The sequence below is a fragment of the uncultured Aquimarina sp. genome (assembly GCF_947495315.1).
GTDB lineage: Bacteria > Bacteroidota > Bacteroidia > Flavobacteriales > Flavobacteriaceae > Aquimarina.
Window position 1 is genome coordinate 109,053 of the sequence record NZ_CANLYD010000016.1, and the last position, 23,123, is coordinate 132,175.

A 23,123-nucleotide genomic window follows, 5' to 3' on the forward strand; every position below is an offset into this window, starting at 1 on the left:
TAGCTATTATAACGAAATTATCCTCTACGTCTTTCTAATAAAATCATCATCATCAATCCAAGAATGACCCTTTCATCATCATCACTATCAATATCTTTCAATTTTATGATTTCAAATTTTCTTCCGAAGAATGAAGGCTGTTTTTTTAATCTTACAATGATTTCATCGTTTAGATTGGTAACCTTATAAGAGGGGTTAAATAAATATCCTGTTAATATACTTAAGATAGGAATTTCTCCGAGTAATTTATCAAATACTTTAACCCAACCATTTTCTTCTCGAATATGATATTGAAGTTTCTGGTTTTGATCAATTAACTCATATTCCGCTTTCCATAAGGAAGCCCATCCTTTCCTTACAATTTTTCCGGTTTCTTGTCCTTCATTATTAGAAAATACATAGGCAGCAGAAAAGTCTAACCACTTATCGGCCTTAATAGTGAAATTAATTTTACTTTTAGTTTCGTTTTCATAAATAGTGATAGCTTCTTTTAGTTTAAACATCTTTTGTTTAACATAGGCTATCGTATTACCATTTGCATCTTGAGCAGTAAAATCATTAGCAAGTGTAGTAATATTAAAAATTAATTTTATAGGGAAATTAGCTTGTTTCATATAGTGTTTTTATTTTTTACCAATTCTAATGATATCTGCAAATATACCTGAAGCTGTAACTTCTGCACCGGCACCAGCGCCTTTTACGATTAGCGGTTGTTTAGGATATCGATCTGTATAAAAAAGAACGATATTATCACTTCCTTCTAAGTTATAAAAAGGATGATCAGCAGGAATATGTTGTAACCCTACTTTGGCTTTTCCGTTTTCATATTGAGCAACATATTTTAGTCGACAGTCTTTTTTGTTGGCTTCATCAAGAATTTGTAAAAAATGAGCTTCATTAGCTTTTAGCGATTCGAAGAAATCATCAACATTACTAGTGTCTAGACTTTTCTGAGGTAGAAAAGCTTCTTTTTCGATATCTTCTAATTCCATAATATTTCCACTTTCACGTGCTAAAATAAGGATCTTTCTAGCAACGTCTACACCACTAAGATCAATCTTAGGATCTGGTTCTGTATACCCCTCTTCTTGTGCTTGTTTCACCACATCATAAAATTTGACTCCTTCTTTATAATTGTTAAATACAAAATTAAGACTACCAGACAACACTGCTTGAATTTTATGGACATTATCTCCAGAAGCAATTAAGTTGTTTAGCGTGTCAATGATTGGTAATCCCGCTCCTACATTTGTTTCATAAAGAAAAGAAGCACTGAATTTTCTAGAAAGTTCCTGTAGCTCGGAATAATTTACATATTCATCAGCACAGGCAATCTTGTTACAAGTAACCACAGCCATACTTTCTGCTAAATAGTGTTTATAAACCTTCGCTATATCCGGGTTAGCCGTGTTATCAACAAATATAGAGTTCCGAATATTCATTTCTTTAGCTGTATTGAAAAATTTCTCTGAATCCGCTTTTTCTCCTTCTGTAAGTCTATCTTTCCATGAATCTAATTTGATTCCGTTTTCATCAAAAATCATAGTTCTGGAATTAGAAATTCCGACAACACGTATTTTAAGACGCAACTTATCTTTTAAGTAGCTTTTTTGCTGTTCTAATTGATCGAGTAGTTTACTACCTACATTTCCAACACCTGTTACAAACAAGTTCAGTTGTTTTGTTTTTACCTCAAAAAAGCGTTCGTGTAATATATTTAGTGCTTTTTTGATATCTTTTTTCTCAATAACAACAGAAATGTTTTTTTCTGAAGCTCCTTGGGCAATTGCACGGATATTCACATTATTCTTACCAAGTGTACTAAACATTTTCCCACTTAATCCCTGGTGGTGATACATATTATCACCAACTAATGCTACAATAGCTGCTTCATTTTCAATTTTTACAGGGTCTACTTTATGTTTTGTAATCTCAAATTCGAATGCAGTATCCAAAACTAATTTAGCTCTTTCTGCATCCCCTGCATCTACTGCCAAACAGATAGAATGCTCAGAAGAAGCTTGGGTAATTAAAATTACGTTGATGTTTTCTAGATATAGTGCTTCAAATAATCGTTTAGAAAACCCTGGAATACCGACCATTCCACTTCCTTCTAATGATATTACGGAGATGTTATCAATATGGCTAATCCCAGTAACAGGTTTTTGTCTATTGGTTACTTCTCTTGTAACTAATGTTCCCGCATCTTCTGGTTGGAATGTGTTTTTTATTACAATTGGGATGTTTCTATCTAGTATTGGATGAATAGTAGGAGGATAGATGACTTTGGCTCCAAAATGTGACAATTCCATTGCTTCCTGATACGAAATGTGCGATACAGGTTTAGCTTGTTTTACTAACTTAGGATTTGCCGTATACATACCGCTAACATCTGTCCAAATCTGTAATTTATCAGCTTGCACGGCAGAAGCCAAGATTGCAGCAGTAAAATCAGAACCGCCTCTTCCTAAAGTTGTTGGCTCTCCTTCTAATGTTTTAGCTACAAAACCTGGAAATAGACTAATCTGATGCGTATTATCCTGCGCGTATCTTTTGATTCTAAAATTAGTCTCTTCATAATCAATAGTAACTTTTGCAGCGTCTGTAGTGATAATGTAATCTCTAGAATCTTTAAGAACAATATCTAACCCTTTTACCTTTGCCGCTTCAGCGATTATGAAGGAGGATAGCATTTCACCAAAACTAGCGATTACAGATTCCGTTTTAGGTGATAGCTCACTTAAGAGATATACTCCTTCACATAGAGATTCTAGTTTATTTAATTCTGATTTCACTTTGCTAATTATAGAGCTTTGAGAAATAACCGGAATTAATTCCTTGATAGCTTCCAAATGTCTATTTTCTATCGTAATAAGGGTGTTTTTATATTTTTCGTTGTTAGAGGAAGCTTCTTTTCCTGCCTGTATTAAAAGATCTGTTACTCCTCCCAGAGCAGAAACAACCACATAAAGCGACCTATTATCAGACCGCTTTTCGATGATTTCTATAACTTTTTCTATCGTTGCTGCATTTGCAACTGAAGAACCTCCAAACTTTAGAACGTTCATATGATATTTTTTAAAATGATGTATTTGATAAAGCTTTTCGGTAGTTTCTTTACGTAAAATAAACTACTTACTTGATTTCTGTGATATATAAATGATTAACCCCTAAGGGTAATAATTGTAGCTGTAGTACGTGTAAAAGAAGTGTAGGCGAAAGCCGCTGTTGTTCCTAACGCGAAAAGTAAAACCGAGATTGAAACCGTACTAAACATTAGTTTGCTTTATATTTAAGTTCAAATGTATAATTTTTTACTTTTGAACAAAATAAAAACGTTACTAATCATAAACTTTTATTGATCCTTTAATTTATGAGTTGATTCGTTAAAGCATTCTTAAAAAAAACAAATTAAAAGGGTTATTGTATTTTGAAAACGTATTATCAAATAATTACTAAAAATTAAACTTGTGAAGATATTTTCCGCTACTCAAATGCGAAAAGCAGACGAAGTTACTATTCAATCTCAAAAGATCACTTCTTTAGAATTGATGGAAAGAGCTGCTACTCAAATATTCAATGTATTACATCAACGATTACAAGGTGCTCCGATTCCAATCCATGTATTTTGCGGTATCGGAAACAATGGAGGAGATGGCCTTGTAATTTCCCGATTGTTGGTAGAGCATGGATATCACGTGAAAACATACATTGTTAATTTTAGTGATAAAAGATCTGAAGATTTTTTGGCAAATTATGATCGCTTAAAAGCTATTGGTGCAGAATGGCCTATACAGTTAAAATCAGAAGAAGATTTACCTGATATTAAACAACAGGATATGGTGATTGACGCCATTTTTGGTATAGGATTAAACAGGCCTTTAGTATCTTGGGTAATCAATTTGATTAAGCATATCAATGCCTCCAGATGTTTTACGTTATCAATTGACGTACCATCTGGTTTATACGCAGATAAGGCTCCCGATAATCCTGAAGGTGTTATTTATGCATCTACAGCGGTTACTTTTCAATTACCAAAATTGATATTTTTCTTGCCGGAAACGGGTCAATATTCTCAAGATCTAGAAGTTATAGATATTGGGTTGGATAGAGATTTTATTGCAGAAACCCCAGGTTTTGCAGAGTTAGTAGGCAAAAATGAAGTACTCTCCTTATATAGGCCCAGACATAAATTTGCCCATAAAGGAGATTATGGACATTGCCTAATTATTGGAGGTAGTTATGGTAAAATTGGCAGTGTAGTTTTAGCTACAAAATCAGCATTGCGTATTGGTGCTGGTCTAACAACAGCCTATATTCCTGAATGCGGATACGAAATTCTACAGACCTCAGTTCCTGAAGCTATGGTTATCACTAATAATGAGGACGATTATATATCCAAAATTAGATTTGATTTTGATCCGTCCGTTATTGGAATAGGAATTGGGCTTGGTACCCATGAAAAAACTGTAGACGCCTTTGGTGAATTTTTGAAACAAAATAAAGCAAAGTTAGTTGTTGATGCTGATGCGATTAATATTTTATCAAAAGAATCAGAGTTTTTACAGTTCTTACCTAAACGAACAGTATTAACGCCACATCCGGGTGAGCTAAAACGTTTAATTGGTGAATGGAAGGATGATTTTGATAAAATTAGTAAAGTAAAAGAGTTTTCTAAAAAGCATGATTGTATTGTTGTAATCAAAGGGGCGAATACTTTAATTATTTATCAGAATGATATATATGTCAATACTTCTGGAAACCCTGGAATGGCCACTGCAGGAAGTGGTGATGTTTTAACAGGAATCATTACCGGATTAATTTCTCAAGGATATGACCCATTACACGCAGCCGTTTTTGGAGTGTATCTGCATGGTAGCTCGGGTGATTTGGCAATCCAAGAAACTGGTTATCAGGGATTATTAGCTAGTGATATTATTTCTCATATTGGAAAATCATATATAGAATTGTTTAAAAAACCAGAGGCGATACCTCCTCAAGCCTGATTGTACCTAAAAAAATAGTGGTTTTCGCGTACAATTTTGTTTGGTTTTTATAGTTATGGATATTGATGATTTTTATAATTTTATCTCATTAATTAAAAAGCAAAAAATGATGACAAAAAAAATGATGGCGATTGCAACAATTGCCTTGGGATTATTAGGAGTTTCCTGTTCTAGTGATGATGGGCCACCGGTTGCTAATTTAGCTATAGAAACTATAGGGTTAGAAAACTTAACCGGAGGATCTACATATCAAGGATGGTTAATAGTTGATGGACAAGCAGTACCAACAAGTAGATTTACAAATCCTTCAGGAATAGTAAATCTTACAGTATTGGCTTCAGACCTAGAAGATGCTACCGAGTTTGTTCTTACTGTAGAGCCTGTAGGTGATAATGATAATGTACCCTCAAACGCTAAAATATTGACAGGAGCTTTTAATGGGTCTAATTCTGCAACACTTAATTTCGCACCGGTAGTTGCTGATCTTTCTAATACGGCAGGGCAATTTTTTCTTGCTACACCTACCGATGACGTAGATGGCAATGATGAGTTTGGAGTGTGGTTTATGGACGGAACATCTGCAGGATTAACATTACCTGCATTGGCAAGTGGTTGGAAATATGAAGGTTGGGTTGATTTTGGTAATGTAACCGTTTCTACTGGTACGTTTTCCGATGTGGATGCACTTGATGACGCTAATTTCTTTAGAGGTTCTGGTGGAATGGTACCTAATTTTCCTGGTGAAGATTTCCTTATTATTCCTAGTCAAATTCCTTTAACAGGTATTACATTTCCTGCTGCAGTAACGAGTAAAAGAGTATTTATTACAGTAGAGCCTTTTGAAGATAGAGATCCTGCTCCTTTCTTTATTGAACCGCTTAGCGGAACTGCAGGAATAACTACAGGTCCTGCTAATCCTGTTTCAATGATTTCTGATACTGGAGTGCCTTCTGGTAGAGCAACAAGACCAAATTAGATCTTATTTTAAGATAAAATATTTATAAAAAAAACTCTCGATAATTTCGAGAGTTTTTTTTATTGGTAAACTTTCTGTTCAAAAGATAGTAAGAAAAATCCACTAAAGATCTTTTTTGCTTTTTTAATTTCGATATCGAGTAGGGGATTATTATCCAAAAGTAAACCGGCTAATGGATATTTTTCGGTTTCATAAACTTTTGGTATATGTTGAATCTGATTATTATTAATATGCACCATTAATAAAGATTTTAGTGTTGTGAAAACGGCGGGGAGCTCCTTAAATTGGTTGTATCCAGCGTGTACGACCCACAATTTTTTCATATTGGTTAATTGATACGGTAATTCTTTTAATTCATTATGATCAATGTATAAAAACCTAATTTGACTCAGCTCTCCAATAGTATTAGGTAATTTTTGTAATTCATTATGGTCAATCCACAGAGAGTAAAGTTTTGGGAGCTTTCCTAAGTAAGTATAACTAAGAGGATCATTCATAGTATTATATGATAAATTAAGATCTCTTAAATCTTGTAATTTGGTAATATTTTCAGGAAGACTGGCGAGCTTATTGTTTTTTAGATTCAAAAACTCAATGGGTAACCCCGAAATTTGTGTAATTACTTGTTGCAAATTAAGATTAGGATTATGTACTAAGGAAATTTGCTTTAGGTTGGGAAATAGCTTTATTGATGCCGGAACTTCTTTAATATCTAAACTATCTAAGATTAATACTTCAAGATTTTTATGAACTGCTAGTTTTCTGAACGTACTATCTATATTAAGCTTGATATTATTGCTTAAGTTGATCATTTTCAGATCCTTTACACTTTCAATTGAAATTGGCAATTCTTCAAGGTCTTGATTACTAAGATCCAGACGACTAATTTTTGAGATTTTTTCTATGTTGATCTCTTGATGAGTTGTACTATAAAATGTGGTATAGGTAGAGCAGCTACTTACTAGTAATGATATACATAAATAAAATAGTTGTTTTTTAATCATCTGTAACGGCTTTAAGAAACGCACTTCCGCTTACTTCTAGATAGATTTTATCTTTGGTTTCTACCAGCCAAGGAAATCTAGGATTTAACCCTAAACCATCATGTAGTATATTCTGGATGTAAGCTCCGGCTTTTTGACTATTGATCCCTAATTTAGAATATATAGAAAAATTGTTTTCTTGATAGGTACCATACGCATATAAATTACCATAAAAAAGTTCTTTAAATGGGGGTAATGTAAACCATACGTTTTTACGCCCATCATCTGAGTTAATTGAATTTCTTGGTGATCGACTATAATCTGGTCTAGCGGTAAATAAGTCAATTCCTATTCCCAATTTATACACCGTTTGCGGATTTGTAATTTCCGTAAAGCCTATATCCAACGAACCGGTAACTCCATAATCTGTGCCTGAACCACTAAACAAACCTATGCTAAAATCGTTCTGAAAAACAAGATGAATGTTATGATTAGCATTACTAAAACGCATTAATAAAGCTCCCCGTTTTAATCCATAAGATTTTAGTGATTTAGGAAGGTAATCTTTACTAAACCCAAAGCCTAACCCGTTAAACCCTCCTTTACCTTTTGGGTTAAATATAATAGAAGTATTCATGTTTGATATAGAAGAACCTAGTAAATTACTGTTTTTACCGAGTCCCGCTAGTGCAAAAAAATCATATGAATACCCTAATCCATAAGTCTTTACTGTATGTCGCTTTAGAAATTGATAAGATGCAAAAGATAATCCGCTTTCTACAGAAATATCTCCATAATTAAGAGTGCCAAAACCAAAAACACCTACTTTTAAACATTGATTTTGGTTACCTAAAGTAATTTCTGTTTTTAGCATAACACCACCATCTGCACTAAATCGTTGTGAGTATAGAAGAGAACAACTCAAGAATACAATACAAGTAATTTTTTTTCTTAAGTTGTTTATATGCATATTATCTTCTGGGATGAAATGTATTAATAACTTCAGTTAGGTGACTTCTGTCAAGATGCATATATATTTCTGTAGTAGTAATGCTTTCGTGCCCCAACATCAATTGTATGGCTCTTAGATCAGCTCCATTTTCTAATAAATGTGTAGCAAAAGAATGTCTAAACGTATGCGGACTTATGTTTTTATGAATACCTGCTTTTTCAACTAGTCTTTTTACAATAGTAAAAATCATAGCTCTGGTAAGCTGTCTTCCTCTGCGATTTAAAAACAACGTATCTTCATGTCCTTTCTTAATATCGAGGTGAATTCTTATTTCGTTTTTATAAATATTAATATACTTCTGTGTTAGCTCTCCAATAGGAACAAATCGTTGTTTATCTCCTTTTCCTGTTACACTAATAAAACCTTCATCAAAAAAAAGATTAGAAAGTTTTAAATCGATTAATTCGCTAACTCGAAGTCCGCATCCATAAAGTGTTTCTATAATAGCTTTATTTCTTTCTCCTTCAGGTTTACTTAAATCTACATGCGCAATGATACTGTCTATTTCTTCTAGAGATAGTGTGTCTGGTAACTTCCTGCCAATTTTAGGAGCTTCTATAAGTTCCATGGGATTGGTTTCTCTATAATCCTCGAAAATCAAATAATTGAAAAAACTTTTTAAACCAGAAATTATACGAGCCTGAGATCTGGCATTGACTAGTTTTGCAGTTTCATAAATGAACTGCTTCAACATATCTTTTTCTATCGCGATAGGAGTGGTCTTAATATCATTTTCTTCTAGATACTTAAGTAACCTTTGGATATCCAAACTATAATTGATAATAGAATTATCAGAAAGCCCTCTTTCAATTCGTAAATAATGTTCATAATCCTTTATAGCATGACTCCATTTCATTTCTCTAATATATTAAAAGATTGAATGCAATTTCATTTATTTTTAGCGAATTTACAACCCTTTTAAAATGAATCAATTATATGAATTAAGATATATAGATAAAAGTTGAAAACAATGAATTTTATTAGTTTTTGTTTGTTATGTCGATAAAAATGATACTTTTGTCGGAATTATTTGAAAAAACAAAAAAAAACAAACAATGATTAAAAAACTATTATTTTTAGTATTATTCGGAGCAGTTACTGTAAGTGCTACTGCCCAAGAAGAAAAAATCAGATTTGGTGCTAAAGCAGGTCTTAACTTATCTAACATTACAGGTGATTTTACTGATGAACTTAGTACAAGAACGAGTTTTCATATTGGAGCTTTAGTTGAAATTCCTCTTACAGATAAGTTTGCGTTGCAACCAGAAATAATGTATTCTGCTCAAGGAGCAAAATATGAATTTAGTGAGGTAGGATTTACTGATGAATCGACAATCAAATTAGACTACTTAAACATTCCTGTAATGGCTAAGTTTTATCCTGTAGAAGGATTGAGCATTCAGGCAGGACCACAATTAGGAGTTCTGTTATCAGCAAAAGATAAAGGAGAAGATTCTATTGGTGGTGAGTATGAGGATGATATTAAAGACTTCATTTCTTCTGTAGACTTAGGTTTAAATTTTGGTGTTGGTTACCAGTTAGAAGCAGGTATTTTCTTCGAGGGTCGTTATAATTTAGGGCTAACTGATGTTAATGATGTTAATACTTCAGAAGATTTTACTCAGCAAAACTCAACTATCCAATTATCAGTAGGATATAAGTTCTAAGAAAAATAATCTATATTTTTTATGAGAAGCACCTTCTAGTGAGGTGCTTTTTTTATGTCGAATTATATAAGTAAGGGTTTGTAGTTTTTCATTTATCACTAGAATTGAACTATTTATCCACATTATCATATCGAACGAGAACAGTTTTATCTGTTTAAATAAATCTTCTCCTAATTTTGAAGCATTAAATAGGGCTTTGGATAGTCTAAATCAATGAATTGAATTTATTAATAAAAAAACAAAACATGGTAAAGAAGTTATTATTAGTGCTTTTTTTAGGGGTAGTTACAGTTACGAATGCTCAGGAAGAGTCAATACGGTTTGGGGCCAAAGCAGGATTGAACTTGGCAAATATTACGGGAGACCAAACTGATGAACTTAGTACAAGAACAAGCTTTCATATTGGTGCGCTTGTTGAAATACCACTCTCTGATAAGTTTGCACTTCAGCCAGAATTAATGTATTCCGCTCAAGGAGCTAAATTTGAATTTAGTGAATTTGGATTTACTGATGAATCAACGGTTAAGTTAGATTACTTAAATATTCCTGTTATGGCTAAGTTTTATGTTGTAGAGGGGTTAAGCATTCAGGCAGGACCACAATTAGGTATTTTATTATCTGCAAAAGATGAAGGAGAAGATTCGATTGATGGAGAATATGAAGAAGATATTAAAGATTTTGTTTCTTCAATAGACTTAGGTCTAAACTTTGGCTTAGGTTATCAATTAGAAGCTGGTATCTTTTTCGAAGGTCGTTACAATTTAGGTTTGACTAATATTGATGACGATGATGAAGCGGTAAATGATTCTAGCATTAGAAATTCTGTGATACAATTCTCTGTAGGATATAAGTTTTAAAAGTGAGTAATATTTTGTTTGTAAAAAGAAAACCCATCATAATTAATTATGATGGGTTCTTTACTTATTAGATAAGGATCTTAGAATTTGTAAACCAATCCTAAGTTGATATCATCAAGATTCACTCCGATAGAAAATAAATCAGTAGACTCATCTCCATTGAAATCAGATTTTGTTGATGAATAAGAAAGTGCTCCCCAGAAAGCTTCTAAAGCAAAGTTATCGCTAATGAAGTAGCTTACTCCAGGTCCTCCACCAATTAAAAACCCATCTGTTGTTGAATCAATTGTTCCTATTTCTGTTTTAATAGAAAGATAGTTCGCCCCAAGTTCACCAAAAATGGAAAACTTACTAGATGGCGTAAAATAATACCTACCAAATGCACCACCCGTAAAAACGTTTGATTTCGCATCATCAGTAAATGGTATTTCTTGTTTTTGAGTAGTGTAACCTATTCTAGCACCTACTGCAATATTATCTGATACAAAGAAACCCGCTCTGGGAGTAATCTCAAATGAGTTAGACTTGGCATCACCAGTAGAAGTAGAATTGTACCCAAAAGATCCTGAGATAAAAATATCCCCTTTTGAAAATCCTCCATCTTGTGCATTGGTAAAGGCAACTGTAAATACTACAACTGCAGTTAAAAGAATTTTTTTCATGATGTTTGTTTATTTATTATTACACTCATTAGTAACTGAAATAGATGTTTTGTTACTATGCTTTTTGGAGAAATTTAAATTAAATTCTAGGGAATTTTTACAACACACTAATAGTCAATGAATAAAAAGTGTTTTTAATGTAAGGCTTTGCTAACTTAAGATGGGAGTAATATGAAGATTTTCTTCGGAACATTTTTATATCATTGTAAAGTATAGGTTTTTTGTTTACAACTACCATTGTATAAAAAAATAAAACTACTTTTGGGTATAAACTTATAGTAAAGGATGAAAAGAAATACTTTTATACTTATGATGATCTTAAGTTTTGTTTCTGTAAATGCTCAGAAACTTGATGATGAAGATCCGTTATATGCAAGAGCAGGATTTAAAGGAGGTATTAATTATAGCAATATTTTAGGAGATGCTGATGGTACTGAAGCCAGAATAAGAATACATCTCGGAGCTGTTGTAGAATACCCTATTTCAAGTAAATTTTTTATACAAGGAGAATTACTCTATTCAGCACAAGGGTACAAAGTAGATATTGGGGGTCAGGAGCAGAAAATTAGTGTAAACTATTTTTCGTTACCTATTATAACCAAAACATATATAACAGAACGTATTAGTCTCGAAACAGGGCCACAGTTTGCTATATTGACCAACGTAGGAAATGATGACGTAGAGGATAATGATCCTTTTTTTGATTCTTTTAATAATTTTGACATTAGTTGGGCATTTGGAGCGGGTTATAAACTAGAAAGTGGTTTATTTTTTCAGTTAAGATATAATTTAGGTTTAACCAATATTAACGATACAAGTATTATTGATGTAACCAATAGGAATTCAGTTGCTCAATTATCAATAGGATATTTGTTTAAGACGAAAAATAATCGAAGAATCTTACGAGAACAATAAATGAAACTTTTAATATTAAACGGACCAAACCTTAATCTTTTGGGTAAAAGAGAGCCTGGTGTATATGGTAATCAATCTTTTGAAGATTTTTTTTCAGAATTACAAATGAAATTTAGGGATGTAGAGCTGGGATATTTTCAATCCAATATAGAAGGTGAACTGATTACTAGAATCCAACAAGCTGATGATACTTATGATGGTGTTATTTTAAACGCGGGAGCCTATACTCATACTTCTATTGGTATTGGTGATGCGATCAAAGCAGTTACTGTTCCTGTTATCGAGGTACACATTTCTAATACATTTGGTAGAGAAGAGTTTAGACATCAATCTTATATATCTCCAAATGCCAGGGGTGTTATTCTTGGTTTCGGTTTACAGAGTTATGTATTAGCGATTCACAGTTTTTTATAGAAAAAATGCATAAAACTTATTTTAATTGGAGCAGTGGTAAGGATTCTTCGTTGGCATTATACTATATGATGCAAAAAAAGGAATTTAAGATTTCTACCCTGTTAACTACTGTTAATAAAGATTATGGGCGTGTTTCTATGCATGGACTACGGGAATCTTTGTTAGATGCTCAAGTAAAAAGTTTAGGCCTTCCGATACATAAAATTAAACTTCCTGCGGATGTTTCTATGGCTTCATACAATGAAGCCATGAAAAATAATGTGAAACATTTAAAAGATCAAGGGAATACGCATTGTGTGTTTGGAGATATCTTTTTAGAAGATCTTAGACAATACAGAGAAGACCAGTTAAAAAGTATTGGGATACAAGGCGTATTTCCACTTTGGAAACGAAATACTAAAGAATTATTATTAGAATTTATTGATCTAGGATTTAAAGCAATTACAGTATGCGTAAATGCGAAATATCTTGATGAATCATTCTGCGGTAGGATTTTGGATACATCATTTTTAGAAGATTTACCTGAAAACGTTGATCCTTGTGGAGAAAATGGAGAATTTCATACGTTTGTGTTTGATGGTCCGATATTCGCAAAGTCAATTAATTTTGAAATAGGAGAGAAGGTGCTCCGAAGTTATGCACCCTCCGATGATGATGATAATTGTTTTACTGATGACAATGATCAACATTGGGACACTTCGTTTTGGTATTGCGATTTGATTCCAAACTAATTCTTATACAGTGTTTTTCAAATTGAATTAGGTGTTTTCCCCCTTTTTTAAGGATATATTTTTACATACTTTTAACTACTCAAGCTTTATTCTAAAATATACTCTTATGATAGAACCTATTATTTTATCCAAAACGGATGCTGCCTTAGCTAATACCTTATTTAATAATGCGTTGGTAAATGAACCGGTGACACTTATACTAGTAATTGGTGATAATGCTCAATCCAATGGAGCTGTGCAAAAAATTTCTTCTTTTATTAATTCTGATGATCATTTTTATAACGGTATAAAAGTAGTACAAGCTCCCAATATTAGTTTTATTTTAAATACTTTAAAAGGATTAAAAGTTAGTCCAAGACTAGACGATATAGACTGGAATTCTATTGATTCTTATGTACTTTTATCAATTTCCAACGTTTTTAATAATATAGGAAATGTGGTATTAGCCTCTAAGTATGATAAACGATCAACTTATTATATAGAAAAATCAATTATGTTGGCGATGGCTTATGACCAAAATTTAAATCCATAACTATATGAGTATTATAAAGAACATCTACATTTATTATATACTTGTCTGCTGTTATTGCATATCAATTACTGTAGCTTATGGTCAGGATCAAGTGGAAAGTCAAGATCAAAAATCGGTGTTTTCTATTTTAGAAAAAGATAGAGATGCTCGTTATCAGGATAAAGATTCTGCATATATCAATAATCGGATCGTAGATATTAATAGTGTTTTACAAATAGATTTAGATTTGGGGACTATTACATCCAAGGTAGCATCTAATACACAGGGTTTGCCCGCTGGTATTGGTGAAAAGATTAGTAAGCTTACAAAAGCTTTAAAAGAGCGTAAAAAAGTTCTGAAAGCATTCGATAGTTTACTAAAAAGCTATGATTATGACACGTTTAAGAAAATTCCAAAGAAAAATGAAGAATGGGCAGCAGCTATGCAGCAATCAGCGATTTCTGTAGTTGATCTTTGGGATGTAAGTAGTTTTATAGAATTTGGAGATCCAAATGATAAAAATGTGAGCGCTAGACCTGGTCCTACCTATCAAAGGGCGCGGATAGAATTGGAACGTATGAGTAAAGAGGTAGAGGATTTTGCTGATAAGCAGGGTATTTATGTTCAATTTGGAGCATGGTTATATAGCAAAAACAATCAAAATATTCCTTTGCATATTCCAGGTTTTGATTCTATAAAACCCCAAACACCTTATGAGGTAGATAGATGGAAAGTAATTCCAACGAAAGAACAATTGACGCAGTTACAGGAAGCAAGTAACTTGGCGCAAGAAAATAAGGATAAAGGATTGTCAGTGCTTAAAGAGACTATTGATATACAAGTAGAGCAATTAGAAGAAGTGCTTACAGGGCAGTTTAACTCACTTGTTGACTCGTTGAACCAACAAGCACAACAAATAGTTGATGATCGAATTAAACCTATCATTGCAGAGATAGCATCTTTCAAAGAGAATCTTGAGAGTTTCAAAAATGATGTGAAACAACGTATTTCATATTATGAGGATTTTAATATAGACTCTCAGCTTTCTATAATTCAGGTGTTAGCACAGATAGAAAGTGATGTGGATTTTATTAAAAATGATGGACAAGCACTACTTGATCAAGCTACTAAGTTGTACGATGCTATCGAAAAACTAATCAATAGCACAATTAACAATGTCGATACTTTAGAAGAATTTGCAAAAAACATTAAAAGTCAATTGACAACTTGGTTAGATACTACATTAGAAAAAACTAACATTTCTAAAATAAAAGAACTTCTACAGGGAACTCCGGTAGATTTTGAACTATTAAAATTTAGTGATAAGGTTTTTAAATTATCATTAAAAGATTTACCAAAACAAGCAGATTTGGATTTATATACTGCAGGTATTCGACGAAGTGGAGACAGGATTGCATTTAAGTTTGAAGTAGCTTCTAAAGAAAAAACAATATATACGGAAAATAGGGAAGTATATATGTTTAGAATTTTACCCCATATAGAAAGTACTGTTGGTGTTATTTTTGCGGATCCTATAGCAAGGACAAATGTGAAAACACAATTTCAGATGGCTCCTTATTATAACTTGATTCTAAAAGGATTGTGGGATCAAAAAATAAGAAGAAAAAGTGTAGCGTATAATAGAATATTTGATTGGGGAATTGGGCTTCATATTTCTGCTCCAGATTTTGATGGAGATGATGTGCCTGAGTTAGGTGCCGGTTTAGTAGTATCAATACTACACGATTATGTGCAGACAGGAGCGGCTATTAATGTATTTACAGGTGACCCATATTGGTATTTTGGATTGAGACTACCAGTGCCATCTTTTAATATAGGTTCAATTCCAACGAGTTCTAATTAAAAGATCTAATTATTGTATATAAAAACACCTTACCAACTTTTAACAGGTAAGGTGTTTTTGTTTTAAATATATTTTAGCTGTTTTATAAATGAATCACTTCATCATAAGCATCGGCTACAGCTTCCATCACGGCCTCACTCATTGTTGGGTGAGGATGTATTGTTTTTAGTACTTCGTGACCAGTAGTTTCTAATTTTCTACCTAAGACAGCTTCTGCGATCATATCGGTTACACCGGCTCCTATCATATGACATCCTAACCACTCACCGTATTTAGCATCAAAAATTACTTTAACAAAACCATCTTTGGTTCCAGCTGCACTTGCTTTACCAGAGGCAGAGAATGGAAATTTACCAACTTTAAGCTCATAACCAGCTTCTTTGGCCTGTTTTTCTGTCATTCCAACACTTGCAATTTCTGGGGAAGCATATGTACATCCAGGAATATTACCATAATCGATTGCTTCTACATGCATACCGGCTATTTTTTCTACACAAGTAATACCTTCTGCAGAAGCGACATGTGCTAATGCGGGGCCAGATACAACATCACCAATGGCATAAACACCAGGAATATTAGTTTGATACCAGTCATTTACCACAATCTTATCTCTATCTGTAGCAATTCCTAATTCTTCTAATCCTATGTTTTCTATATTCGTTTTGATTCCTACTGCGGATAATACAATATCGGCCTCAAGAATTTCTTCTCCTTTTTTAGTTTTTACCGTTGCTTTTACGCCATCACCACTGGTGTCTACACTTTCTACAGAAGAATTGGTCATTACTTTGATTCCAGCTTTTTTGAAACTTCTTTCAAATTGCTTAGAAACTTCTTCATCTTCTAGTGGTACTAGGTTAGGAAGGAATTCTACTATGGTAACTTCTGTTCCCATTGCATTATAAAAATGTGCAAACTCTACACCGATTGCTCCAGAACCTACTACAATCATTTTCTTAGGTTGAGAATCTAAAGTCATGGCTTTTCTATACCCGATTACTTTTTTACCATCTTGTGGTAAGTTTGGTAATTCTCTTGATCTTGCTCCTGTAGCAACAATGATATGCTTTGCATCATAATCTGAAGAGTTTCCGTCCTTATTAGTAACAGTTACTTTACTACCGGATTTTAATTTACCAAAACCTTCGATTACATCAATTTTATTTTTTTTCATTAAGAATTGAACACCTTTGCTCATTCCTTCTGCAACGCCACGACTACGTTTTACCACTGCATCAAAATCTTTGTCAAATTTTTCCACGGTTAAGCCATAATCAGAAGCGTGTTTAAGGTAGTCAAATACCTGTGCACTTTTTAATAGTGCTTTTGTGGGTATACATCCCCAATTTAAACATACGCCTCCAAGGCTTTCTTTTTCAATAATAGCAGTTTTAAACCCCAATTGAGAAGCTCTAATAGCAGTAACATAACCACCAGGTCCACTTCCTAATACGATAATATCATATGCGCTCATAAATGTGAATTTTTTGAAGACACGAATTTACGGATAATTAGGTTAACCAAAAAAGGTTTTAACCATTCGGTTTTCGTAATTATTCACACTAATTATTGACATAAAAAAACACTATCATTATGATAGTGTTTTTTTTTTATAGTATATATTGTTTTTTTAGAGTAAAAACAAGTATTATTTAATAATTAGATTCTTAAAATTCTAAATTTAATGCTGATTGTACTTCATCGAAATCTAATAAGTTGATATTCGTGGTTTCTGCAAATTCTGATGGTACAATAACAAATCTAAAAGTTTGATTATTTGTTAAATCAGCAGGAACTAAATCAGGATTATTACTCTCCATTAGCAAAAGAATTTCAGCAAAAGAGAAATTAAATCTGTAAAGAACAGAGGTGTCATTTGCATCGTTTAAGAAAATTGAAGTTGTTGGTAATGGCTCCCAGACATCTCTTCCATCAAATACTTCCTCTAATCGATAGACCAAAACTACATCGCTGTTTTCGATAATTGGATCAAGAATTATCTCCGCAGAGAATCCATTACTGGCATTGAAATCTACTGTTCTTTCAAAGGTTTCAGCTAAAAATAGTCCCCCACCAGGTCCCTGAGGTCCAACTGGACCCTGATCTCCTTCACAAGCTGTAAATAGTATTGATGATAAAAATAAAAGTGTGAAAATCTTTTTCATAATGTGTAATTATTTGTTGTTTTGATATTAAATGTATGTATCAATAAGTGTTCCAAAGTATGAAATTTATGCTTTATCAAAATCAATACTTACAGAATTTACACAATAACGTTGCCCAGTTTCTGTAGGACCATCATCAAAAATATGCCCCAAGTGACTACCACAGTTAGTACATAAAATTTCTGTTCTTATCATACCGTGAGAAGTATCTTTTACGTACTCTACGCTTCCTTCTATAGATTGATCAAAACTAGGCCATCCACATCCAGAATCAAATTTTGATGTACTTTCAAATAAAGGAACGTGACACCCCATGCATTTATAGGTTCCATTCTCTGAATGAATATTGTATTCTCCTGTAAAAGGACGCTCAGTTCCTTTTTGTCTCAATACTCTATATTGTTCTTCAGAGAGTTCTTTTCTCCATTCGTCTTCTGTTTTATCAAAAGGGTATTTACTCATTATTTAGTTTGTTTTGGTTCAAAAATTAAAGCGTCACCATTAATACAATGTCTTTTCCCAGTAGTTTCTCTTGGTCCATCATTAAAAACGTGTCCTAAATGCCCACCACAGGTTCCACATACAAGCTCAGTTCTGGCATAGCCTAACTTATAATCCGTGTCAATAGACACATTTCCTTTTACAGCTCTATCAAAACTTGGCCAACCCGTACCGCTATCAAACTTATGTTCGCTCTCGTATAATGGTGTGTTACATCCTGCACAATGAAAGGTTCCTGATGCATAAACTTTATTTAGAGGGCTAGAGAAAGGCCTTTCTGTGCCAGCTTGTCTTAAAATATAGTACTGATCGTTTGTTAGGATTTCTTTCCATTCTTTATTTGTTTTAGAAACAGCATATTCTTTCTTCTCTTTTTTGATTTCTTTTTGGGCATTACCAGTACAACTTATCGTTAAAATACTGATGAATAGTATTAGAATCTTTTTCATTTTATTCAAATTATAGTTTTATATGTATATAGTCGTATATCGGTACGGTCCATAACATAAAAAACCTTATTCTATAATAAAGTCAATTATTTTACCGATTACTTCCTGATCTCCAAGAATTTTTCTATGACCTAATTTCTTAGTTAATAGTAATTTTCCTTCGATTAACTTTTCGTTAATCTCTATAGCCTCTGTATATTGTACGTCTACATCATTTTTATCATGAACAACTAATGTCGGGATTTTTACAGCTTCTGCAGAGATTCCACCAGAATAATTGTCAAGATCTTCTCCGTAGCGCTCATCGAGATATCGTTTCATTAATCTACCAGTTTTCTGGCTTAACTGCAAGTTTCTAACAAATTCTTCGGTTATTTTAGTTACACTATTCGCTGTACCGATGATTACTAATTTTTTAATCTCTAAACCTAATTTGGTAGCTCTTAATAAAGACATTCCTCCCAATGAATGCCCAATGGCACTATAAAATGGACCATGTGTTTTTTCTAATTGATGTATAGTCTCGATAAAATGTGGCATATTACTTCTTTTTCCAGGAGCTTCACCATGTGCTGGAGCGTCAAAACTTATCGTACTAAAACCTTTCTGCAATAATTGATCTGCAATCTTAGAAAGTTGAGTGCCACTGCCAGACCATCCATGTACTAACAAAATTTTTTTGTCAGAGTTTCCGTAATTATAAACAATTACTTCTCGATTTATCTTTTTAATTTTCACTTTTTCTTTACGACTTTCTGTCGCCATAATTCTCTCTCGTTCAGGTCTTTCATACTTAAATGGTGTTAAGAACAAACGTGCTCCAAATCTAGAAGCCAAAAAAGGTGAAATCCAGTTCAGTACTTTACCTATAGATAAAATTGGTTTAGGAATAAGTAGCGCTTGAACAGGTATTAGATCTTTATCAATCTTAGTCATTAATGAATTAATCAATTTTTATTTAAAATTAAAAGAACAAAAACAGTTGTAAGAAATATTATGAATAATTAACACTTTAGAAGAGATTTGATGAATTAAAACGAAATATATTCTACGAATTCTTTTATATAAGTTTATAAAGTGCTTAATTTTGTAGCTTATTTTTTAACCTAAAGCAAATGCGGGTGGAACCCACTGAAATAGAAAAAAAGGAACAGAAAGTACTTTATAATTATCAGTCCAGAGATATTGATAAGATCTTTGGGCGTTTGCAAGAGTTTCCTAAAAGCTATAATTTACTTTATCAACTCCCTACAGGAGGAGGTAAAACGGTTATCTTTTCGGAAATCGTAAGAAGGTATATAGAAACCACAAAGAAGAAAGTCGTAGTCTTAACACATCGAATCGAGCTTTGTGATCAGACTTCTAAAATGCTTACTGAGTTTGATGTAAAAAACAAGATCATTAACAGTAATGTAAAAAAGCTTGAAGATCAGCACGAGTATATGTGTTTTGTGGCTATGGTAGAGACACTCAATAATAGACTTAATGATGACCAATTAGAGATTGATAATGTGGGGATGGTTATTATCGATGAGGCACATTATAACTCTTTCCGAAAGCTATTTCGTTTTTTTGACACTTGTTTTATTCTTGGTGTTACTGCTACACCTCTTAGCTCTAATATGAAACTCCCAATGAAGGATAACTATCGGGAGTTGATTGTGGGAGATACTATTACATCTCTTATAGGAAATGGATTTTTAGCTAAACCGATCACTTATACCTATGATGTAGGTCTTGGCTCTCTTAAGATCGGTATGAATGGGGATTATACTGTAAAATCTTCTGAGGATCTATATACAAACGCGTTGATGCAGGATAAGTTGCTAAAAGCGTATGAAGAAAGATCAAAAGGACAAAAGACATTGATTTTTAATAATGGGATCAATACTTCCGTTCAGGTCTATGATGTTTTTCATAGAGCAGGATATCCAATAAGACACTTGGATAATACCAATAGTAGACAAGAAAGAGCAGATATACTAAAATGGTTTAAGCATACAGATGATGCAATTCTTACTTCAGTGAGTATCTTGACCACTGGTTTTGATGAACCTACCGTAGAAACGGTAATTCTTAATCGAGCTACGAAATCTTTAACCCTCTATTTTCAGATGATTGGTAGAGGATCCAGAATACTTCCTAAAAAACCAGAATTTTCTATTATTGATATGGGAAATAACACGGCTCGTTTTGGACTTTGGAACGGAGAAATTGATTGGCAGTCTATTTTTAGATCACCTGATTTTTATTATGAAAGCTTAGTTAGTGATGACGAGATAGAACGTAAATTTAAATACGTAATGCCGGAAGAAGTAAGAAAGCAATTTAGTAATTCTGCTGAAATAGATTTTGATATCGAAACGGAATACGCTAATACCAAAAAATATGGTTTACGTAGTAAAAGTGTGCTAGAAAAATCGATTGAACAACATGCTAAGATGTGTGTGGAAAATAGTGAAGATGTTTTCGATGCACGAATTCTTAGTAAATTATTAGAACAAGATATTGAATATAGAGTTCGTCGATATTCTTATTGCATAAGTAAAAGCACCAAAAATTATAGGGATTGGTTACAGGAGGATTACGGACGCAAATTACGTTCTAAAATCAATCAAATGTTCTTGTAATTGTTTTCTACACTTTTACAATTAACTTACCCATATTTTTTCCGAAAAACAACATATTCAAAGCTTCAGGCAATTGATCAAACCCTTCGAGAATTGTTTCTCTATATTTGATCAAACCATTTTGTACCCAAGGAGTCATTTCTGAAAGTAATTCGTCCATTCTTTGATTGTAATCTCTGGCAAGAACACCTTGTATTGTTGCTCTTTTGTATAATATTTTATGCAGAAATCTTGGGCCCATTTCTGGAGTATCTAACCCACCTGAATATTGGGAGATCTGCCCGCAAATAATGATACGTGCATTAACATTGATATGTTCAAAAATGGCATCGGTAATATATCCACCTACATTGTCATAGTATATATCTATTCCTTCAGGCGATACCCGCTCTAATTCTTGGTACATTGCTTTTGCTGATGAATGATTCTTGTAATTTATTACTTCGTTTACGCCAATCGTTTCTTTAAGAAATTTTGTTTTTTCATCAGATCCGACAATACCGATAACTTTACAACCCTTTATTTTGGCTATTTGTGCTACAATTTGCCCGACCGCACCAGAGGCACCAGAGACAACAACAGTTTCACCTTTTTTAGGGAAACCAGCTTCAAGAAGACCAAAATATGCTATCCGAGCAGGCATGCCTAAAACACCTAAAGCCGTTGTAACCGAAACTTCAGTAGGATTTAATAAACGAAGACCACTAATTTCGGTAATAGCATATTCCTGCCAACCAGTATATGATAATACCCAATCTCCCTTTTTTAAAGAGGAACTATTATCATTAATGGCTACTATTTGAGCAACAACCGCTCCACCTTGAACAGTATCTAATGGATGTGGTTCTTCCCAGGTATTATGTTTAGATTGTTGGATCCGCATATATGGATCTATACTAAAATATACAGACTTTAGTAAGGCTTTTCCCGGTTTTACCTCTGAAATAGAGATTATATTTTCTTCTAACGTATAATGACGTTGATCAACCAGTTTTTCAGGTCTTTTGGTATAAATCCACTGTTTATTTCTAAATTCGTTCACTTTCTTAAAATGTATATTTTGGGTTTGACAATTTTTGTTGTTGATTAATTCTTTAATGCAATTTCTACAGCACTTTCTGCATGAATCTTTGTAGTATTGAATATTGGAATATCTACGTCTTCTTGTTTTATTAACAAAGGTATTTCGGTGCAGCCAAGAATAACGCCTTCTGCTCCTTTGTTTTCTAGATCTTTTATGATCCGCTTATATGCTTCTCTTGAATTACTTTGAATAGTTCCAAGAACTAATTCCTCATAAATAACCTTATGTATTAGTTCTCTATCATCGACATCCGGAATTATAACATCAATTCCATATTTTTTAAGAATTGTTCTATAAAAATCTCTTTCCATGGTGAACTTAGTACCTAAAAGTGCAAGTTTTCGCAATCCTTTGGATTGAATTATTTTTCCTGTAGCATCGGCGATATGAAGAAAAGGAATCGTTGTATTTTTAATTATTTCTTCACTACACAGGTGCATTGTATTTGTACAAAGAAGTATTAGATCTGCACCAGCGTTTTCTAATTGTTTTGCGGATTTAATCATATATTTAGTTAAACCATTCCAATCGTCTTTTCTTTGCAAAATTTCAATTTCTGCAAAATCAACAGAAACCATAATAGATTTTGCAGAATGAAAACCACCTAATTCTTCTTTAACCTTTTTGTTTATCAATTCATAATAAACGGCTGAGGATTCCCAACTCATACCTCCAATTAATCCAATTGTTTTCATA

At 33.0% G+C, this 23,123-nt stretch carries 23 protein-coding genes; 10 read left to right on the forward strand and 13 right to left on the reverse strand.

Annotation, left to right across the window (positions count from 1 at the left end; genetic code table 11):
* Positions 1–17: 17 nt before the first annotated feature.
* Both Q0910_RS22895 and thrA read right to left on the reverse strand, forming a co-directional pair.
* Positions 18–614 carry a hypothetical protein gene (locus tag Q0910_RS22895; RefSeq protein WP_299221983.1) on the reverse strand — a complete coding sequence of 199 codons (597 nt, stop codon included), beginning with the start codon at positions 612–614 and terminating at the stop codon, positions 18–20.
* 9 nt (positions 615–623) lie between these two features.
* A complete protein-coding gene (gene thrA / locus Q0910_RS22900) occupies positions 624–3,068 on the reverse strand; it encodes a bifunctional aspartate kinase/homoserine dehydrogenase I (protein WP_299221985.1) in 2,445 nt (814 codons plus the stop codon).
* Between the two features lie 402 nt (positions 3,069–3,470).
* Between thrA and Q0910_RS22905 the strand changes: the two genes are divergently transcribed.
* Entirely contained in the window at positions 3,471–5,006 is a 1,536-nt protein-coding gene (locus Q0910_RS22905; RefSeq protein ID WP_299221987.1) for an NAD(P)H-hydrate dehydratase, read from the forward strand.
* A 106-nt stretch (positions 5,007–5,112) separates the two neighbouring features.
* Complete coding sequence (locus Q0910_RS22910) at positions 5,113–5,982, forward strand: anti-sigma factor (protein ID WP_299221990.1); 870 nt, start codon at positions 5,113–5,115, stop codon at positions 5,980–5,982.
* 59 nt (positions 5,983–6,041) lie between these two features.
* On the opposite strand, the gene Q0910_RS22915 is transcribed toward Q0910_RS22910, so the two are convergent.
* From Q0910_RS22915 to xerD, 3 genes are read right to left on the reverse strand one after another with little or no spacing between them, the layout of a single operon-like run.
* Complete coding sequence (locus Q0910_RS22915; RefSeq protein ID WP_299221991.1) at positions 6,042–6,986, reverse strand: leucine-rich repeat domain-containing protein; 945 nt, start codon at positions 6,984–6,986, stop codon at positions 6,042–6,044.
* Positions 6,979–7,890, reverse strand: coding sequence for a hypothetical protein (locus Q0910_RS22920; protein ID WP_299221993.1), 912 nt, complete (start codon positions 7,888–7,890; stop codon positions 6,979–6,981). The genes Q0910_RS22915 and Q0910_RS22920 overlap by 8 nt, the downstream gene beginning before the upstream one ends.
* A gap of 46 nt (positions 7,891–7,936) precedes the next feature.
* Positions 7,937–8,833, reverse strand: coding sequence for a site-specific tyrosine recombinase XerD (gene xerD / locus Q0910_RS22925; RefSeq protein ID WP_299221995.1), 897 nt, complete (start codon positions 8,831–8,833; stop codon positions 7,937–7,939).
* A 199-nt stretch (positions 8,834–9,032) separates the two neighbouring features.
* Between xerD and Q0910_RS22930 the strand changes: the two genes are divergently transcribed.
* Together Q0910_RS22930 and Q0910_RS22935 are read left to right on the forward strand one after the other, a co-directional pair.
* Entirely contained in the window at positions 9,033–9,644 is a 612-nt protein-coding gene (locus tag Q0910_RS22930; protein ID WP_299221998.1) for a porin family protein, read from the forward strand.
* Positions 9,645–9,889: 245 nt separating this feature from the next.
* Positions 9,890–10,501 (forward strand): porin family protein, encoded by a 612-nt coding sequence (locus Q0910_RS22935; RefSeq protein ID WP_299222001.1) that lies wholly within the window; start codon positions 9,890–9,892, stop codon positions 10,499–10,501.
* 80 nt (positions 10,502–10,581) lie between these two features.
* Here Q0910_RS22935 and Q0910_RS22940 read toward each other — a convergent pair whose 3' ends face one another.
* Positions 10,582–11,163 carry an outer membrane beta-barrel protein gene (locus Q0910_RS22940; RefSeq protein WP_299222003.1) on the reverse strand — a complete coding sequence of 194 codons (582 nt, stop codon included), beginning with the start codon at positions 11,161–11,163 and terminating at the stop codon, positions 10,582–10,584.
* Positions 11,164–11,448: 285 nt separating this feature from the next.
* On the opposite strand from Q0910_RS22940, the gene Q0910_RS22945 reads away from it, so the two are divergent.
* The 5 genes from Q0910_RS22945 (at position 11,449) to Q0910_RS22965 (ending at position 15,598) form a co-directional block, all read left to right on the forward strand.
* A complete protein-coding gene (locus Q0910_RS22945; protein ID WP_299222006.1) occupies positions 11,449–12,078 on the forward strand; it encodes a porin family protein in 630 nt (209 codons plus the stop codon).
* Positions 12,079–12,492: a type II 3-dehydroquinate dehydratase gene (gene aroQ, locus Q0910_RS22950; protein WP_299222008.1), complete on the forward strand. Its 414-nt coding sequence runs from the start codon at positions 12,079–12,081 to the stop codon at positions 12,490–12,492.
* Positions 12,493–12,497: 5 nt separating this feature from the next.
* Positions 12,498–13,223 (forward strand): diphthine--ammonia ligase, encoded by a 726-nt coding sequence (locus Q0910_RS22955; protein ID WP_299222011.1) that lies wholly within the window; start codon positions 12,498–12,500, stop codon positions 13,221–13,223.
* Between the two features lie 106 nt (positions 13,224–13,329).
* Complete coding sequence (locus Q0910_RS22960; protein WP_299222013.1) at positions 13,330–13,755, forward strand: hypothetical protein; 426 nt, start codon at positions 13,330–13,332, stop codon at positions 13,753–13,755.
* Between the two features lie 4 nt (positions 13,756–13,759).
* Positions 13,760–15,598, forward strand: a complete 1,839-nt coding sequence (locus Q0910_RS22965; protein WP_299222016.1) for a hypothetical protein — start codon at positions 13,760–13,762, stop codon at positions 15,596–15,598.
* 82 nt (positions 15,599–15,680) lie between these two features.
* Here Q0910_RS22965 and lpdA read toward each other — a convergent pair whose 3' ends face one another.
* The 5 genes from lpdA to Q0910_RS22990 form a co-directional block, all read right to left on the reverse strand.
* Positions 15,681–17,072, reverse strand: a complete 1,392-nt coding sequence (gene lpdA / locus Q0910_RS22970; RefSeq protein WP_299222018.1) for a dihydrolipoyl dehydrogenase — start codon at positions 17,070–17,072, stop codon at positions 15,681–15,683.
* Between the two features lie 193 nt (positions 17,073–17,265).
* Positions 17,266–17,763 carry a hypothetical protein gene (locus Q0910_RS22975; RefSeq protein WP_299222021.1) on the reverse strand — a complete coding sequence of 166 codons (498 nt, stop codon included), beginning with the start codon at positions 17,761–17,763 and terminating at the stop codon, positions 17,266–17,268.
* Between the two features lie 66 nt (positions 17,764–17,829).
* Positions 17,830–18,225 (reverse strand): peptide-methionine (R)-S-oxide reductase MsrB, encoded by a 396-nt coding sequence (msrB, locus tag Q0910_RS22980; protein WP_299222024.1) that lies wholly within the window; start codon positions 18,223–18,225, stop codon positions 17,830–17,832.
* Positions 18,225–18,713 (reverse strand): peptide-methionine (R)-S-oxide reductase MsrB, encoded by a 489-nt coding sequence (msrB, locus tag Q0910_RS22985; protein ID WP_299222027.1) that lies wholly within the window; start codon positions 18,711–18,713, stop codon positions 18,225–18,227. Before msrB (Q0910_RS22985) ends, msrB (Q0910_RS22980) begins: the two co-directional genes overlap by 1 nt.
* A 66-nt stretch (positions 18,714–18,779) precedes the next feature.
* Positions 18,780–19,649, reverse strand: coding sequence for an alpha/beta fold hydrolase (locus tag Q0910_RS22990; RefSeq protein WP_299222030.1), 870 nt, complete (start codon positions 19,647–19,649; stop codon positions 18,780–18,782).
* A 179-nt stretch (positions 19,650–19,828) separates the two neighbouring features.
* Here Q0910_RS22990 and Q0910_RS22995 point away from each other — a divergent pair, with 179 nt between their 5' ends.
* Positions 19,829–21,343, forward strand: a complete 1,515-nt coding sequence (locus tag Q0910_RS22995) for a DEAD/DEAH box helicase family protein (protein ID WP_299222033.1) — start codon at positions 19,829–19,831, stop codon at positions 21,341–21,343.
* A 7-nt stretch (positions 21,344–21,350) separates the two neighbouring features.
* On the opposite strand, the gene Q0910_RS23000 is transcribed toward Q0910_RS22995, so the two are convergent.
* Positions 21,351–22,385 (reverse strand): NADP-dependent oxidoreductase, encoded by a 1,035-nt coding sequence (locus tag Q0910_RS23000; protein WP_299222035.1) that lies wholly within the window; start codon positions 22,383–22,385, stop codon positions 21,351–21,353.
* Positions 22,386–22,429: 44 nt separating this feature from the next.
* On the reverse strand, positions 22,430–23,122 hold the full coding sequence (locus Q0910_RS23005; RefSeq protein ID WP_299222038.1) for an aspartate/glutamate racemase family protein: 693 nt from the start codon (positions 23,120–23,122) through the stop codon (positions 22,430–22,432).
* Position 23,123 lies beyond the last annotated feature (1 nt).